The 16,291-nt window shown below is 66.8% G+C and carries 12 protein-coding genes and 1 pseudogene; 7 read left to right on the forward strand and 6 right to left on the reverse strand.

Features of this window, described 5'->3' with window-relative positions:
• Positions 1-18: 18 nt before the first annotated feature.
• The 3 genes from H7I57_RS23775 to H7I57_RS23785 all read right to left on the reverse strand — a co-directional run bounded on the left by H7I57_RS23775 (position 19) and on the right by H7I57_RS23785 (position 1,785).
• Positions 19-429, reverse strand: coding sequence for a Zn-ribbon domain-containing OB-fold protein (locus H7I57_RS23775; RefSeq protein WP_264026513.1), 411 nt, complete (start codon positions 427-429; stop codon positions 19-21).
• 63 nt (positions 430-492) lie between these two features.
• On the reverse strand, positions 493-1,320 hold the full coding sequence (locus H7I57_RS23780) for a thioesterase family protein (RefSeq protein ID WP_264026515.1): 828 nt from the start codon (positions 1,318-1,320) through the stop codon (positions 493-495).
• A 90-nt stretch (positions 1,321-1,410) separates the two neighbouring features.
• A complete protein-coding gene (locus H7I57_RS23785; RefSeq protein WP_264026517.1) occupies positions 1,411-1,785 on the reverse strand; it encodes an NYN domain-containing protein in 375 nt (124 codons plus the stop codon).
• A gap of 47 nt (positions 1,786-1,832) precedes the next feature.
• Here H7I57_RS23785 and H7I57_RS23790 point away from each other — a divergent pair, with 47 nt between their 5' ends.
• The 4 genes from H7I57_RS23790 to H7I57_RS23805 all read left to right on the forward strand — a co-directional run bounded on the left by H7I57_RS23790 (position 1,833) and on the right by H7I57_RS23805 (position 9,097).
• Positions 1,833-4,052: a molybdopterin-containing oxidoreductase family protein gene (locus H7I57_RS23790; protein WP_264026520.1), complete on the forward strand. Its 2,220-nt coding sequence runs from the start codon at positions 1,833-1,835 to the stop codon at positions 4,050-4,052.
• A 376-nt stretch (positions 4,053-4,428) separates the two neighbouring features.
• On the forward strand, positions 4,429-5,454 hold the full coding sequence (locus H7I57_RS23795; RefSeq protein WP_264026522.1) for a 3-oxoacyl-ACP synthase III family protein: 1,026 nt from the start codon (positions 4,429-4,431) through the stop codon (positions 5,452-5,454).
• Entirely contained in the window at positions 5,455-6,570 is a 1,116-nt protein-coding gene (locus H7I57_RS23800) for a sulfotransferase family protein (RefSeq protein WP_264026523.1), read from the forward strand. It begins immediately after the preceding gene.
• 184 nt (positions 6,571-6,754) lie between these two features.
• On the forward strand, positions 6,755-9,097 hold the full coding sequence (locus H7I57_RS23805; RefSeq protein ID WP_264026525.1) for a hypothetical protein: 2,343 nt from the start codon (positions 6,755-6,757) through the stop codon (positions 9,095-9,097).
• Between the two features lie 128 nt (positions 9,098-9,225).
• Here the strand turns inward: H7I57_RS23805 and H7I57_RS23810 are convergent, their stop codons facing one another.
• Positions 9,226-10,437 carry a CaiB/BaiF CoA transferase family protein gene (locus H7I57_RS23810; protein ID WP_264026552.1) on the reverse strand — a complete coding sequence of 404 codons (1,212 nt, stop codon included), beginning with the start codon at positions 10,435-10,437 and terminating at the stop codon, positions 9,226-9,228.
• Between the two features lie 234 nt (positions 10,438-10,671).
• Between H7I57_RS23810 and H7I57_RS23815 the strand changes: the two genes are divergently transcribed.
• Both H7I57_RS23815 and H7I57_RS33995 read left to right on the forward strand, forming a co-directional pair.
• The gene (locus tag H7I57_RS23815) at positions 10,672-12,135 is read left to right on the forward strand and encodes an aldehyde dehydrogenase family protein (RefSeq protein ID WP_264026554.1); all 1,464 of its coding nucleotides are present in this window, start codon (positions 10,672-10,674) and stop codon (positions 12,133-12,135) included.
• 203 nt (positions 12,136-12,338) lie between these two features.
• A pseudogene (locus H7I57_RS33995) lies at positions 12,339-12,584 on the forward strand (SDR family oxidoreductase); the annotation flags it as partial.
• Here H7I57_RS33995 and H7I57_RS23825 read toward each other — a convergent pair.
• Entirely contained in the window at positions 12,559-13,782 is a 1,224-nt protein-coding gene (locus H7I57_RS23825; protein WP_264026526.1) for a cytochrome P450, read from the reverse strand. The pseudogene H7I57_RS33995 and the gene H7I57_RS23825 overlap by 26 nt on opposite strands.
• Before the next feature lie 111 nt (positions 13,783-13,893).
• The gene (locus H7I57_RS23830; protein WP_264026527.1) at positions 13,894-14,679 is read right to left on the reverse strand and encodes a coniferyl-alcohol dehydrogenase; all 786 of its coding nucleotides are present in this window, start codon (positions 14,677-14,679) and stop codon (positions 13,894-13,896) included.
• Between the two features lie 152 nt (positions 14,680-14,831).
• Between H7I57_RS23830 and H7I57_RS23835 the strand changes: the two genes are divergently transcribed.
• Positions 14,832-16,280: a coniferyl aldehyde dehydrogenase gene (locus H7I57_RS23835; protein WP_264026528.1), complete on the forward strand. Its 1,449-nt coding sequence runs from the start codon at positions 14,832-14,834 to the stop codon at positions 16,278-16,280.
• The last annotated feature ends 11 nt before the right edge of the window (positions 16,281-16,291 follow it).

Below are 16,291 nucleotides of genomic sequence, written 5' to 3' on the forward strand. Positions count from 1 at the left end.
TCGGGAGTTCCTCTCGGGTCAGACCGGCTGGAAGGCGAAGGTGACGATCTCGTCGCCGTCGACAACGGTGAGGGGAATCATGGTCAATTCGACCTGCATGCCGAACTCCAGCCTGCCGGGGTCGCACTCGGTCAGGCGTCCCTCGACACGGATGATGTCGCCGAGTTGCACCAAGCCGACGCCGAAGGGTTCGAACCGGCGGCCCGTCGGTCCCTTGTAGGGCGGTCCCGGTGGGAAGCCCTGTGTGGTCCAGGCGATCAACGTGCCGCGGCGGGGGAGTGCCAACTCGGTCATGCCTGCGGCGCTGCATTTCGGGCAACGGGTCTGGGCGGGGAACGCCGTGGCGCCGCAGCCCTCGCACTGGCTGCCGATCAGCTGCGGCTGCTCGTCGGGCCAGGTCGTGATGTCGGGCGCGAGTGCCTTCTGCATGCGGGTCCTCCGTGCGTTCCGGTCTTCATGATGAGCCAACGGTAAATATTACGGTAAAGTCCCTCAGCCGGAAACGTCCGGTGGTGGACGCCGGCGAACCAGCTGAACCTGTTGGATCGCGGCCACCGGGCCGAGCTCGTCGAACAGCGTCCCTCGGGAAATGCCGACTCCGTCTCTGCCGTAATGATTCTCGGAGCGGACGCCGACCCACTTTCCTTCGGGGAGCCGGTGAATGTGCACCGCGAGATCGGTGTTGAGGAACGTCCACTCGGCGGGGTCGAGCCGGGTTCCCATGCCGTTGGCGATGTCGGCCACCGCGAACAACTGCTGGGTCGGCGTCATCGTCTCACCGGCGACCAGATCGACCAATGGCCTGGCCCAGCACTCCGCCTGCACGCTGTTGAGGATGTCGTTGAGCCAACGCCAGTCCAGGCTCTGGATATAGGTCTGATCCGCGCCTGCATCGGCCATGCGGCGCCGCCCCTGCGTCACCGGCGGGAGCGTCTCGGCGGGCGTGAAGTGCAGTTCGTCGGTATCAGTGTGCTGGAACCGCCAGGCGGTGGCCTTCGCGACCGGCCGCGGAGAGCCGTCCGGACCGGGGGCCAGCATCTCCGCGGCGACAAGTTCGATCCTCGTGCCCGGACGTTCGACACGGGCGCTCACCCACAACTCGTCGGTGACCGGAACCGGCCCGAGGAGGTCGACCACGACCCTGCTGATGCGGGCATCGTCGCGGGGTGAGCAGCGCTCCAGCGCCCGGACCAGCAGAGCCGACACCGGCGCGGCGTTCTGCATCGTCGACCCCCACGTGCTGATCACATGATCGGACGCCGCGAACTTCTCCCCCTGGGGATCGGCAGAATCGATGAGCTCGTAGTAGGCGTCGGTCACGTCCCGGTCCTGTCTTTTCGCACACGGCGGTCGCCAGCGGCAGGATATGGTCGCACTTATCGAAAGTGCAACTGGAGGCCTTACAGGATGTCACCGGGGGTCGATGAGATCCCGGAGGCGTTCGGCGGGGAACACGGTCGCCTGCGCCGCTCGCACCCGATCGGCCAGATCGCGGTCCGATGTCGCGACCCTGAGCTGTTCCGGATGCGGGTCGGAGGTCACCAACCGGACGATCTCGTCGTCGGCGGAGTTCGGCGCCGCCGACGAGGCGTGGGCCACGGTGACGACCGTCGACTCGATCGGCGGCGAGGGCGGCCGCTCGAACACCACCGTCACGTCCACGCCGTCGCGCAGCGCCCACCCCTCCAGGCGGTCGACCAAGGTGGCCATCGCGCGGTGCCGGTTGCGCCACCAGCCGTCCGGGCGCGAGCCGATCACATTCATGCCATCGACAATCCAGCGCACCCGAATCAGACTATCCCGGTACCGCGCTGCAGAAAGGGCGACTTGACATGGCCGAGAACACCGCGGCGAGCGCTGGGCGCGAGGCCGCAGCCGGGGCCGAACAGAAGGTCACCTTCTGCCGGATCTGCGAGCCGCTGTGCGGCATGATCGCCACCGTCGAGGACGGCAAGCTCGTCGCGCTGCGCCCCGACAAAGAGCACCCGCTGTCGTCGGGGTTCGCCTGTCAGAAGGGCATCGCCTTCACCGAGGTGGTCAACGACCCCGACCGCGTCACGGTTCCGCTGCGCCGGACGGCCGCCGGGTTCGAGGAGGTGACCTGGGACGAGGCGATGACCGACATCGCGACGCGGCTCTCGGCGATCCTGCGGGAGCACGGGTCGGGCGCGGCGGGTTGGTACTTCGGAAATCCCGGTGCGTTCAGCTATTCGCACGTGCTCGCCGCGCTGGCATTCGTGAAGGGCCTCGGCAGGCGTTCGCATTTCTTCACGGCCTCGTCCCAGGACACCAACAGCCGTCTGATGGCCAGCCAACTGCTCTACGGCACCCCGACGTCGGTGCCGATCCCGGACTTGACCCGGACCGACCTCCTGGTGATGATGGGCGCCAATCCCGTTGTCTCGCATGGCAGTTTCCTGACTGCACCGAGGATCAAGGACCTGATGCACGACATCGTCAAGCGGGGTGGCCGCGTGGTCGTGATCGACCCACGCAGATCGGAGACGGCCACCCAGTTCGAATGGTGCGGGATCGTCCCCGACACGGATTCGCACCTGTTGCTGTCGCTTCTGCAGGTGATGTTCGCCGAGGACCTCGTCGACACCCGCCGGCTGGCGTCCTACGCCGAGGGGCTGGACTGGCTGCGCGCGCTTGCGGCACGGTTCACTCCCGAGATGACGCAGTCCCACACGGGCATCGACCCAGGCGTGGTGCGCGGGCTGGCGCGCGACCTCGCGATGACGCCGCGGGCGGCCGTCTACGGACGGTTGGGGACCTGCGCCGGCAGGTACGGGACCCTGACCTCCTACCTGATCGACGTCGTCAACCTCGTCGCAGGCAACCTCGACGAGCCGGGCGGATCGGTGTTCGGCAGTCTGGACCTGCCCGCCCAACGCTGGGCGAACATGGCCATGGGCGCGATGCTGCGGCGCACCTACCGGCGCAGGCGATCCCGTGTCGGGGGGTTCCCGTCGTTGATCGGCTCGGAACCCGCAGCGCTGATGGCCAAGGAGATCCTCACCCCGGGCCCCCGTCAGATCAGGGCGTTGTTCGTCAGCGCGGGCAATCCGGTGCTCTCGGTGCCCAATGGCGACGAACTGGAATCGGCGCTGTCGTCGCTGGAACTCTCTGTGGCACTTGATTTCTACGTCACGGAGACGACGTCGCACTGTGACTACATCCTGCCGGTGACGACCATGTACGAACGTGACGACTTCCCGCTGACGTTCCAGGCCTTCCAGGCCACGCCGTTTCGCCAGGCCACCGAGGCGGTGGTGGCGCCTGCCGGGCAGGCCCGTCAGGAATGGCAGATCGTCGGGGAGTTGATGCGGCGGTTGTCGGGACGCACGCCGGTGTTCACGCTGCTGTCGCTCTCGGGCAAGGTGCTCAGGAGATTGGGTCTCGACGCCTCGCCCCGACTGCTGGCCGACGGCATCATCCGGTCGACCCGTGGCGGTGACCTCTTCGGGTTGCGGCGCGGCGGCCTGACCTTCCGCCGCCTGACCGATCGCCACCCGCACGGGACCGTGCTCGCCCCCCACCTGAGCACGGGCGTGCTAAAGAAGTGCATCAGCTACCCGCGGGGCCGAATTCGGTTGGTGCACGACGAGATCGCCGAACAGATCGCCATGCTGTCGCGCAATCGCCACCCGGACGGCTACCCGCTGCGGATGATCGGGATGCGTGAACCGCGTTCGGAGAACTCCTGGATGCACAACTCGCCGCTGCTGATGCGCGGGGAGCGCACCCACCACGGGCTGATCAACGTCGACGACGCCGCCGATCTGCACATCGGCGACGGCGACGATGTACAGGTCAGCTCGCCCTACGGCCAGATCAGGGTCCCGGTCGCCGTGACCAAGGACATCATGCCGGGGGTCATCGCCGTGCCCCACGGTTGGGGCCACAAGGGCACCGGCGGTTGGCGTCTCGCCAATCGGGCGGGTGGCGCCAACGTGAATCGGCTGACCTCGAGCGACCCCCGCGATGTGGAAGCGCTCTCCGGCATGGCGTGGCTGACCGGGGTGCCGGTGCGCGTGGAGAAGGTCTGAGCCCCGCCTACCGGCGTTGCTGTCGACAACTTTCCCGGTCGCGTGTCCGCGGGGTCGTGCCCCGGGTTCGACACCGTGTGCCCGATTTGCCCCCGATCTTCTCGAGAGCCAGCTAATCTGCCGGCAGAAGAGTTTATGACGGGGATGTCAATTTGGGGTCGCGCCGGGGCGAAGCTGCGCGCGACCTGGGAGAATCACGCCCTGTTCACCCCGATCTGAGCAAACTGCTGACAGCGGCGAGGGGGCGGGGTAGCTTCCGAGACGAAACGCCGGTGGCGTTCCGTGTTTGCCGCGGTTGCGGTGCCGCCGTGTGGCTCATAGCCTATGACCTGCTCGCGCAATCATTGCGCGACTCACACGTTAGGGGGATCGGCTCATGATGCTTCCAGATATGTACTTCTCGCGACCCGCGACTGTCCTTCCCGAGACGGCGATGGACAACGACGAGGTGCTCGCCCGGGTCCGTGACTCGTTCAGCGGTCCGGCGTCGGAGTGGGATGGGATCGAGCAAACCATCCGCTATGTCTTCGATCGATGTAATACGAAGACGCGCTATCTGGACCAGAGCACGACCCTGTCGCCCGGCGAGTTCGCGGCGAGTGCGGCGACCGCCTGCCTCGAACAGAACGGCGTGGCGGCGAGCGACCTCGATCTCGTCGTCTACGGGGGGATCGCGCGCGACAACTTCGAACCGGCCACCGCGGCCGAGGTGGCCGGCCGCATCGGCGCGCGGCCACTCCACGCGACCGACGTGACCTGCGCCTGTGCCGGACTCATCGAAGCGATGCACACCGTCGCGGGCTACTTCGCGCTGCACCCCGAGATGAAGACCGCGCTGATCTGCGCCGGTGAGCTGACGCGCGACCGGATCACCTACGACATGGGATCGCTGCAGGACGTGGCGCACTTCGCCGCGGGCCTGACGCTGGGCAACGCCGCCGCCGCACTGCTGGTATCCCGGGAGCCGCTGGCCGGGGGGAGCGCGCGTCTGGAGGGCATCTTCCACAAGACGCTCTGCGAGCACTACGGCCTGTGCAAGACGCCGGTCGACGGGCACTTCACGTCGAAGTCGAAAGAGCTGTTCGCACTGTCGGTCCACGTGCCGCCCGAGGTTCGCGCCATGCTCTCCGAGATCGGATGGTCGTCGGAGGAGGTCGACCACTACGCCTTCCACCAGCCGAGCGAGGCTGTGCTCGAGCGAGTGCTCACCGAGCTCGGCGCCCGTCCGCAGGCATGCATCCACACCCACTCGTTGTTCGGCAACACGGCGAGCACCGCGTGGGCCCTCGCGCTCGACTACCGCCTCAAGAGCGGCACCGTGGAACCCGGTGACAAGATCGTGCTGGCGAGCGCCGCGGCCGGGTTCACCATCGTGGGCGCCGCCGCCGTGTGGGAGGGCTGAATGGATCGCTACCTGCGGGTCTACCGGGTCATCAGCAAGACGTTCGGATTGCGGCTACGGCCGCTCGGCACGTTCCTGGTGCTCCAGCTGCGGCAGGCGATCTCTGCGACCACCATGGGTCTCGACCGCGTGGTCTTCCCTCGTTACAAGGAAGAGCCGATCGACCGGCCCATCTTCATCATCGGCAACCCGCGCAGTGGCACCACGTTCCTGCACCGGTTCCTCCTCGGAAACGGCGGCCTGGCCGCGTTCGAGCTGTGGGAGATGCTCTTCCCGGCCATCACGGCGCGCAAGCTGCTCGGCCGCGTCGTCCCGCGATTCGACCGGCTCTCACCCGCGCGTTACCACCCGTCCGACGTGCACGACACCAGCCTGCGCGGCATCGAGACCGACGACCCGGCGTGGTTCTTCCACACCCTCGACGGACCCTTCGCGTGGGCCTACTTCCTGGCCTGGCAGGATAACTGGGGGAGCGAGCTGTCCCAGCGCGCCTTCGGGATCAGCGGGGTCACGCCGCAGGAGAAGGAACGTTTCTTCCGTTACTACGAAGAGTGCTGGCGAAGGAACCTCTACTACAAGCACAGCGAGCGCATCCTCGCCAAGACGAGCATGCTCACCTTCCGTCTCGACGAGGTCCTCGAGCGCTACCCCGACTGCAAGCTCGTGTACATCATCCGGGACCCGGTCGAGGTCATCCCGTCCGGGATGTCGCTCATCGCGAGCGTGCTCGAGAACGGCTACGACGCCTTCAACAGGACCAGCAAGGAAGACCAGCAGCGCTGGATCGAAAACCTCTACCAGGCGTCCTGTGACATGCTCCGGGTCTTCTACGAGGCGTACTCGTCCGGCCGGATTCCGGAGAAAAACCTCTGTGTAGTGAGGTACACCGATCTCATCGAGAACCTCGAGCCCACGATCGACCGGATTCTGGAGTTCGCCGAGATCGAGCCCACAGAAGCCTTCAGGGAAGAAGTGCGCGCGCAGGCCGAGCGGCAACGCTCGTACACCAGCAAGCACAAGCACGCCCCCGACCGGTTCGGTCTCAGCGCAGAGCGCATCCACAAGGACCTCGCGTACGTCTACGAGGCATTCGGTCTCCCGATGAAGTCCGGCTGACACGGGTGCATACAAACGACGGGCCGGACGAGAATCGCTCGGTGCGCGACGGCGAAGCCGACGGCGCGAGGACGATATCCAGCAACAATGGAAAAGTTTACTGAACGATGCTGAAAACCGGCTGTGTAGGCGGCCCCGACTTGTATAGTTCTGCTGACACGCTGGTAGCCCATGGGGGAGAGCAATGAACGCTGGAAGTTATATCGGTCGCATCGGAGGACTCGCGGTTGCCCTCGGGGTAGGCGCGGCGGTCTTCACGGGAACCGGGGTCGCCTACGCCGAGCCCACCGGCTCGGACTCGTCGACTTCAGGCGCGAGCGATACCGGGACGAGCAGCGCGGCCGGCGGCTCGGATTCGGAGACGACCTCGACGGCGGACACGACCTCGGAGTCGGACGACTCCTCGACGTCGGAGGCCGAAGATGCCGAAGATGCCGAGGAGGCCGAGGAGGCCGAAGAAGCCGAAGAAGCCGAGGGCACCGGCAAGAAGCCCCGCCAAGGCATCTGGAGGGATCTCTTCGGCGGAGGCAAGGGGGACACCACCCCGGACGAGGAGACCAGCGAGCCGACACCGGGATCGTCCGACCCCGCCGGCGAGACCCCGCAGAGCACGGGTGACACGGCGGACGCCGAGAAGGCGCCGCGGACCGGCAGGCATCGGTTGTGGTCGAAGCCGGCCGACGAAACGACGACGTCCGCGTCGGAGACGGAGAGCGACACCAGCGCCGCGAAGGTCGTCGCGGACACGCAGGAAACCAAGACCTCGCTGGCGACCGTGAGTGTCGATGAGCCACAGACGGCGTCGACGGCGTCGGAGGAATCGACGACCGAGGATTCGGCGGAGACGACCACCACGGCGGTCACGACGGAATCCGCCGAGACCACTTCGTCGGTCTCGAGGCCCCTCGCCACGCTGGTCAGGAACATCCTGGACGCGTTCGCCGGCAACTCGCCGTGGTCGCCCGCGGCAGAGTCGCCGCTTTCCTGGTTGTTCGCCGCGGCGGCACGCCGGGATTTCACCAGTTCCGCCGACGCAGAGGCCCAGAACCCCACCATGGTTCTGAACGGCTACCACGTGGTGGCCACGGGTGACCCGCTGTTCGTGGGTTCCTTCTACGGCATGTTCACGAACTTCCCGGGCTTCCAGGGCGTGGTGCAGGGAGAGCAGGAGTTCGACCTCGTCGACCCGGACGACGGTACCGTGGTCGGCTCCTTCACCGGGCTGGTGAGCCAGAACAATTCGATCGGCTTCAACAAGGTCTACACGGAGGTCGTCGTCACCGAGGTGTCGGATGAAAACCTTGTCGGCACCGAAGCCGGCGACCTTCCGCCGGTCGGCACGGTGCTCGCCAGCTTCGGCACGGGCCGCTACGGCACCGTCTACTCGGCCATGCCCGTCGAAGGCGGCGAGACCGTCATCAGGTACAACCGCGTGACCCGCTTCGGCACCTTCAAGATCTTCACGCCGTACGACGCAGCCCACGACCTCACCGACTACGTGTCGTTCAACAGGCCCATCAAGACCGTCGACGGCTTCTATCTCGCGCCGACCGTCGACAACTCCGCCGAGATGATGTCGGTGACCGGCTTCCCGCCGTTCTTCACCGCCGTTCAGGGAAAGCAGATCTTCAGCGTCTTCGACGACGAAGGCAACGAGGTCGGCCAATTCGAGGGGCTCGTCACGGTCACGTCGGACGTCCTCGGTACCTACACCGAGGCCGTCTACGTCACCGAGACCCTGTCGGGGAACGTCGGCACCGCCGCCGGGGACACCCCGCCGGTCGGCACGGTGTACAACGTCATCTACTTCCACAGCGACAACCTGTACGTGATCTACTCGGCCAAGCCCGATCCCGGCGGCAACGTGATCTCGACCATCTTCGTCACCCCGAACGGGAACAAGGAACTCGACATCAACTTCGATGCGGCGACGCCGCCGGAGCGCGAAGAGCTGGTCGTTCCCGGCGAGTACACCCTGGTTCCGGTCGGCGAGAAGCAGGTCATCGGGATCAACGGGCTGCCTCCGCGTGAGGCGATCATCCAGGCGTACCAGCAGTTCAAGGTCTACGACGCCGACGGCAACCTGCTCGGCACGGTCGATGCCGACAGGACCACCCAGTGGGATGTGGACGGTGACAGCACCGAGGCGGTCCTCATCACCAACGTCACCTCGGGCACCCCGGGCCTAGGTGACGGGGACGTCCCGCCGGTCGGCTCGGTGTTCAACTTCAACTACACCGGAACCACGGGATTCGGGCAGGCGTACTACGCGCTGCCGCGCGAAGACGGAGCCCGCAGCAAGATCGTGTTGAAGTTCGTGACACCGTTCGGCGGTATCCCGTTGTGGACGAACTATGACGCCGCCAAGGGTCTGGCCGACTACGACTACTACAACCCGTTCGCGCAGAACTTCGAGATGTCGGCACTGAGCGCACCGCTCTCCGCGTCGGGTGCCAGCGCAGGATTGCTGGGCGCATCCCAGATGTTCTGCGTGCTCGACTCAGGGGACGAGTGCGTCGCCGCCTGACGTCAGCAAAAAAGCACCCGGCGCCGCGGCGCCGGGTGCTTTTTTGCGATAGCTCCGCCGGAATTGCATTCCAGCAGGGCCGAACTCGAACTTTCTCTGCTGGAATGCAATTCCGGCGGCGATGAACGCTAGGCGATGGCGCCGCTGTCCTTGAGCGCTTCGATGCGGTCCCAGTCCAAACCGAGTTCCATCAGCACGATCTCGGTGTGCTCGGATGCCTGCGGCGCCCGGGTGGTCTCCAGTGGCTCGTGATTGAACTGCACCGGCCCGCGCACCACCTTGAAGGGTGCTCCGCCGTCGCTCGCCTCGACCTCGACGATCATGTCGTTGGCAATGGCCTGCTCGTCGGTACCCAGATCGACAAGACTCTGGAACGGCGCCCACTGGCCTTTCATGGTCTTGAGGTGCTGACGCCAGTATTCGAACGGCTTGCTGCGGATCGCCTCGGCGATGAGTTCCACACCGGCTTCGGCGTTTTCGATCAGCGGCATGACGTCGGAGAACCGCGGATCGTCGGCGAGTTCCGGCAGGCCGAGGTGTTCGAACGCATCGCGGATGTAGCCGGTCGGGCTGACGATGCACAGGTTGATGGTTCCGCCATCCGAGGTCAGGTAGTTGGCCATGAACGGGTTCACCGATGCAGTGGCGCCGGGCATCAGCGACCGCATGGTCTCGCCGGTCTCCATGCCCTGCGTCACGCTGGCGCCGGCTGCCCACCACGCGGTGCTCAGCAATGACACGTCGATCTCGACCGCCTCGCCGGTGCGCTCGCGGTGGAACAGCGCCGCGGAGATCCCGCCCGCGATGTTCATGCCACCGATCGAATCGCCGAACGCCGGAATGCCTTGCGGCAGCGCCCCTCCGAGCTCCTCGGGCGTCAGCGCATGCCCGACGCCGCTGCGGGTCCAGAACGCGGTGCCGTCGAAGCCGCCGGTGTCGCGTTCGACGCCCTTGTCGCCGTAGGCGCTGCCGCGTGCGTAGATGATGTTCGGGTTGGCCGCGCGGATGTGCTCGACGTCGAACTTGTTCTTCTGACGCTGCGCGGGCATGTAGTTGGTCAGGAACACGTCCGCGGTCTTGGCGATCTCGTAGAGCACCTCCTGACCGTCGGGCGTCGACACGTCGATGCCGACGCTGCGCTTGCCGCGGTTGGGATGCTCGATCAGCGGATGACGATTGGGGTCCAGCTGGAACCCGCCCATGTTGATGAAGCCGCGCTGGGTGTCGCCGCGCACCGGGTGCTCGACCTTGATGACGTCGGCGCCCCAGTCGGCGAGTATCGCGCCCGCCGCGGGCACGAACGTGAACTGCGCAACCTCAAGGACGCGTACGCCCTCCATCACCTTGATCAAGGCTCGTCCCTTCTGACGTCGGCGTCGAGCGGCTTCTCAGGGAGCGAGTGTAGCGGAGATCCGATACTGTAACGTTTACCGTTGATCATACGACAATTCCCGCCCACGGAGGTGCAGGTGAGCGACGGCCCGGAAACCCCAGTAGTCCCGGGGGCCTCAGCGCAACGATCCGAGACCAGTGTCGAGGCGGGCGGCCGCGCGAGGCAACGCGCCGAGCGCCGCATGCTCATCGACGGTGAACTCGTCGACGCAGCTTCGGGCGCGCAGTTCGACAACCTCAGCCCAGCCACTGGCCTGCTGCTCGGCACCACCGCAGCGGCAGGCGCGCGCGACATGGACCGTGCCATCGGCGCGGCGCGCCTGGCGTTCGACACGACCGACTGGTCGACCAACCGGCGGCTGCGGAAGCGGTGCCTGGAGCAGTTGCAGGCCGCGCTGGAAGCCGAGAAGGAGTACCTGCGCGACGAACTCGTCGCCGAGGTGGGTTGCCCGGTGATGACGACGCAGACGGCGCAACTGGACTGGCCGCTGACCGAGTCGCTGCGTTATCCGGCGCAGCTGATCGATGCCTACGAGTGGGAACGGATGCTCGAGGGCGGTGGGCTGTTCGGCGACCGCAACGTCCGCATCGTCGTCAAGGAGCCGGTCGGCGTCGTCGCCGCGGTGACGCCGTCGAACTTCCCGATCGAGGTCATCCTCAACAAGCTCGGACCGGCGTTGGCTGCGGGCAACACCGTCGTCCTCAAGCCCGACCCCAACACCCCGTGGAACGCCACCCGGCTGGGGCGGCTCGTCGCCGAACACACCGACATCCCGGCCGGGGTGGTCAACGTGGTGACGACGCCGTCCAACGAGGTGGCGGGAAGGCTGGGCACCGATCCGCGCGTGGACCTGGTGTCGTTCACCGGCTCCACCGCGGTCGGCAAACTGCTGATGCGCCAGGGCGCCGACACGATGAAGCGGATGTTCCTCGAGCTCGGCGGCAAATCGGCGGCCATCGTTCTCGACGACGCCAACCCGGCCGTCATCGTCCCCACCGCTGTGGGGGTCTGCGTGCACGCCGGGCAGGCGTGCGCGGCGACCAGTCGGATGCTGATCCACCGGTCGCTCTACGACCAGGCGGTCGCCGACATCACCACGGCGTATCAGTTCGTCCCGGTGGGTGATCCGGTCGACCCGGGAACCCTTGTGGGTCCGGTGATCAGCGCCGCGCAGAAAGACCGCGTGCTGTCCGCGATCGACGGAGCGCGGCGCGACGGCGCGGAGATCACCGTCGGTGGGGGACCGGTCGAGCGGCTGCCGGAACACCTGGCCGGGGGGCACTTCGTCGCGCCGACGGTGGTGGTCGGGGTCGACAACAGCGCGGCGATCGCACAGCAGGAAGTCTTCGGGCCCGTGCTGGTGCTGTTGCCGTTCGACGATGACGACGACGCCGTGCGGATCGCCAACGACAGCGCGTTCGGGCTGGCCGGCGCCGTCATGTCACGGTCGGTCGATCGCGGGATGGCGATCGCGCGGCGTGTCCGCACCGGCGCCTTCGGCGTCAACGGCGGCATGTTCTACGGGGCCGACGCGCCGTTCGGCGGCTACAAGAGCAGCGGCCTCGGCCGCCAGTGCGGCATCGAGGGGTTCGGACAGTACCTCGAGACCAAGACCATTGCCCGCCGCGAACGCAAGCAGAAGTAGGAGAGCACGAATGGGCAAGCTGGACAACAAGGTTGCGATTGTCGATGTGCGCGAACCCGCTGCGGTGTGGAACGCGATCGCCGACGGGGTGGAGGCGCTGGGCCGCCTCGACGTCGTCGTGGCGAACGCGGGTATCTGCGCGATGGGCAAGGGCCAGACGATCCAGTCGTGGTCGGACACCATCGACACCGATCTCGTCGGTGTTGAACACCGACATGCTGCACAACGAGGGCATGTACACGGTGTTCCGCCCGGACCTCAACGAGCCGACGCGCGAGGACGCCGAGCTGTCGTCCCGGTGATGCAGGCGATGCCGGTGCCGTACATCGAGCCGCAGGACGTGTCCGACGCGGTGGTCTTCCTGGCCGGCGACGACTCGCGCTACATCACCGGCACGCAGCTGCTTCGACGCGGGTGGCTACGTCAAGTCCGTGCCCTGGAAGGGGTAGCGGGGGTGAAGGTCACCGGCAACGCGGTCGGTGACCGGAACGGCTGACCGTGGATGTGCGGGTCGTCATCGAGGACCAGCTGGATATCCGACAGCCTGTCCAGCAGGCACTCGACGGCCACCCGGGTCTCCATCCGGGCCAGATGCAGGCCCATGCACGTGTGCTCGCCCGCGGCGAAGGAGATGTGCGGCACCCGCTTGCGGAAGATGTCGAACTCCTCTGAGCGCTCCCAACGATGCGCGTCGCGGTTGGCCGACCCGATGCAGACGTCGATGACCGACCCCGCAGGGATCGCGACGCCGTCGATCTCGATGTCCTCGGTGGCGAAGCGCTGCACCGTGGTCAGCGGGGTCTCGTAGCGCAGCCCCTCCTCGATCGCGGGCCCGATGAGTTCGGAATCGGCGTTCACCGCGTCGAATTGGTCGCGGTGGGTGAGCAACAGGTAAAGCAGGTTCCCCGACGACCGGTAGGTGGTCTCCAGGCCGGCGGGCAGCAGCAGCCGCAGGAACGAGTAGATCGCTTCGTCGCTGAGCTTCTCACCGTCGATCTCCGCCGACACCAGATCGCCGATGATGTCCTCGGTCGGCGCCGAGCGGCGCTTCTCGATCTGGTCGAGGAAGTAGTCCTTCAACGCCGCCGACGCCTCGAACGCGCGCTTGTACTTGATCGTGTAACTGATCAGTTCCACCGCGCGCTTGCGGAACCAGGGCAGGTCGTCCGCGGGCAGGCCGAGCAGCTTCGAGATGACCCGGGTGGGGAACTCGAAGGTGAAGTCGCGCACCAGATCCGCGCGCCCGGACTCGACGAACTCGTCGATGAGTCCGTTGACGACGGGTCGCACGATCTCGGGTTCCCAGCGCGCAAGGGATCGCGACTTGAACGCCGCGGAGACCAGGTTGCGGTGTTCCCAGTGCGGTTTGCCCTCCATCGCCAGGATCGTCGGACCGATGAACAGGCCGATGGTGGAGTCGTAGATCTTCGAGTTGAACACCTTGCCGTCGCGGAACACCCGGTTGACGGCGTCAAACGACACCGCGGCGTAGAGCTTCTCCGGCCGCAGCGAGTCCGGCGTCGTGGACCAGTCCATGACCGAGCCGGGGAACACGCCGCCCTCGCGTCGCATGCGCGCGAACATGGGGTAGGGGTCGCGCAGGTCGATGGGCTCGTTCATCGCGACGTCCTGTACCGGGGTCTCCACGTCTGGCCTCCAGTCGGTTTCCGGGCTGACACCCTGGTGCAGGGCTGTGCATATGATTACGGTAAAGGTTACAGTAATGCCTCCCGCGGCTGTTCTGGGTGGTTCCGGGTTCTAAAGTGGGATCGGCACGCCTGCGGTCATCGAGCTGATGAACCCCGAGTCGACGTGCAGATCCTGACCGTTGATCCATTGCGCCGCATCGGAGCCCAGGAATGCGATCGCGGGAACGATGTCGTCGACGGTGCCGTGCCTGCCGTAGGTCGACCTCAGAATGTCCAGCACGTCCTTGCCCATGGAGCGTTCGAAGTCGGCGAGGATCGGGGTCTCGACCGGTCCCGGGCTGACGGTGTTCACGCGCACGCCGTACTTGGCAAGGGCCGGACCTGCCAGGCGCTTGGCGTAGAGCAGGACGGCCTGCTTGGAGGATGTGTAGACGGGGAAGCCGGGATCCTGGCGGGCCTGCCACTTCTCGACCGACTCCGCGTCGGTTGCCTCCAGCAGTTCGGTGAGGCCGTCGAGTCGCTGTTCCCACCCGATGCCGGCGATCGAGGCGACGGCCACCACCGCGCCGCCGCGGCGCAGCAGCGGTAGCATGCCCTCGGTCATCAGCCGCATACCGAGGTAGTTGACCGTCAGGACATCCCGTGCAGGGGCGGTACCCGGAACCCCGGCGACGTGGGCCAGCAGGTCCCACCCACCGTCCAGGCGACCGATCAGTTCGGCGATGCTGTCCGCGTCGCGCAGGTCGCACTGCGCATGCTCCGACGCCGGCGTGTCATTGGGTCGCAGATCGACCGCCAGGACGTGATCGCCGTTGTCGTGGAAATGGGTGGCAACCGCTGCGCCGATGCCGGATCCGGCGCCGACGACCACGACCTTGCGCTGCTGGGCAGCCATACGCACCGACCTCTCGCGACACGGGCCCACGTCGCCCGAAACAACACTGAATGACCGACAGTAAGGATGACTGTAAACAATTCCTGAGCGCTGGCCAATGTGCAGGCGATGTTACTGTTGCCCTTACCGGACGAGCGACGGAGGAATCGCACATGGTGGTGTCCCTTGACGAGGTCCTCGACCGGCAGCGGCAGGCGTTCCTCGCCGACGGTCCGCCGGACGTCGCGCTGCGACGCAACCGGATCGACCGACTGCTGGCGCTGGTGCTCGACAACGCCGACGACTTCGTCGACGCGATGACCGCAGACTTCGGCACCCGGCCGAGGACGGGATCGCTGTTCACCGAGATACTGGGCATGATTTCGGTCATCGAGCACACCAGAGCCCATGTGCCGCAATGGATGCGGCCGACGCGATTGATGCGCGCGGCGCGGGTCTTCGGCATGAAGGCCGAAGTCGAGCCCTCGCCGTTGGGCGTCGTGGGGATCATCGGCCCCTGGAACTTCCCCCTCAACCTGGTGGTGCTGCCCGCGTCGGCGGCGTTCGCGGCGGGCAATCGCGTCATGATCAAGATGTCGGAGGTCACGCCGCGCACCGCCGAGTTGATGAAGACGCGCGCCGCCGCCTACTTCGACCCTGCCGAACTCCACGTCGTCACCGGCGACGTCGAGGTGTCCGCGCAGTTCGCGGCGCTGCCGTTGGACCACCTGTTCTTCACCGGGTCACCGGCGGTGGGTGGGCTGGTCCAGCAGGCCGCGGCGGCCAACCTCGTGCCCGTCACGCTCGAGCTCGGCGGGAAGAATCCGGTGGTGGTCTCACCCGGTGCCGACATCGCCCGCTCGGCCACCCGGATCGCCCAGGGCCGCATGATCAATGGCGGCCAGGTCTGCGTGTGTCCCGACTACGTGTTCGTACCGGCCGGCCGGGCCGACGAGTTCGTCGGCGCCGCCCGCGACGCGCTGCGTGCGATGTTCCCCTCGATCGTGGCGAACGCCGACTACTGCTCGTCGGTGAACGACGCGAACTTCGACCGGGTCGTCGGGCTCATCGAGGATGCCCGGGCCAAAGGCGCCCGCATCGAGACCGTCGCACCGCCCGGCGAGGCGCTCCCCGATCGACGCACCCGCAAGATCGCCCCGACGATCGTGCGCGGCGTCGACGACAGCATGCTCATCGCCACCGAGGAGACGTTCGGTCCGGTCCTCACCGTGCGCCCCTACGACCGGCTCCGCGACGTCGTCGACTACGTCAACGCACGTCCGGCCCCGCTGGTGGCGTACTGGTTCGGGCCGGACGACGACGACTTCCGGTCGTTCGTGCAGCACACCCGCAGTGGCGGCGTCGCACGCAACGACTTTGCCGCACAGATGATTCCGTCAGCCGCGCCATTCGGCGGCGTCGGCCGCAGCGGGATGGGGGCCTACCACGGCAAGGCAGGCTTCGACGCCTTCAGCCACTACCGCGCCGTGGTGGGCACCGACCTGCCGTTCACCATCACCGGACGCGCGGCGCCGCCGTTCTCGCGGTCGATGCGCGCGACCACGTCGCTGGCGCTGGCGATGGCGCGCAACCGCACCCGCCGCAGGCTCAGAAGTCGTTGATTCGCCTCCGG

Origin of the sequence: Mycolicibacterium pyrenivorans, assembly GCF_025821625.1 — a bacterium.
In the GTDB taxonomy this organism is placed as follows: Bacteria; Actinomycetota; Actinomycetes; order Mycobacteriales; family Mycobacteriaceae; genus Mycobacterium; species Mycobacterium pyrenivorans.

Excerpts from the sequence above, each read along its gene's own strand:
- H7I57_RS23775 (WP_264026513.1), bottom strand. The coding sequence starts at position 429 with ATGCAGAAGGCACTCGCGCCCGACATCACGACCTGGCCCGACGAGCAG.
- H7I57_RS23790 (WP_264026520.1), top strand. The coding sequence starts at position 1,833 with ATGGCCGAGAACACCGCGGCGAGCGCTGGGCGCGAGGCCGCAGCCGGG.
- H7I57_RS23795 (WP_264026522.1), top strand. The coding sequence starts at position 4,429 with ATGATGCTTCCAGATATGTACTTCTCGCGACCCGCGACTGTCCTTCCC.
- H7I57_RS23800 (WP_264026523.1), top strand. The coding sequence starts at position 5,455 with ATGGATCGCTACCTGCGGGTCTACCGGGTCATCAGCAAGACGTTCGGA.
- H7I57_RS23805 (WP_264026525.1), top strand. The coding sequence starts at position 6,755 with ATGAACGCTGGAAGTTATATCGGTCGCATCGGAGGACTCGCGGTTGCC.
- H7I57_RS23810 (WP_264026552.1), bottom strand. The coding sequence starts at position 10,437 with ATGGAGGGCGTACGCGTCCTTGAGGTTGCGCAGTTCACGTTCGTGCCC.
- H7I57_RS23815 (WP_264026554.1), top strand. The coding sequence starts at position 10,672 with ATGCTCATCGACGGTGAACTCGTCGACGCAGCTTCGGGCGCGCAGTTC.
- H7I57_RS23830 (WP_264026527.1), bottom strand. The coding sequence starts at position 14,679 with ATGGCTGCCCAGCAGCGCAAGGTCGTGGTCGTCGGCGCCGGATCCGGC.
- H7I57_RS23835 (WP_264026528.1), top strand. The coding sequence starts at position 14,832 with ATGGTGGTGTCCCTTGACGAGGTCCTCGACCGGCAGCGGCAGGCGTTC.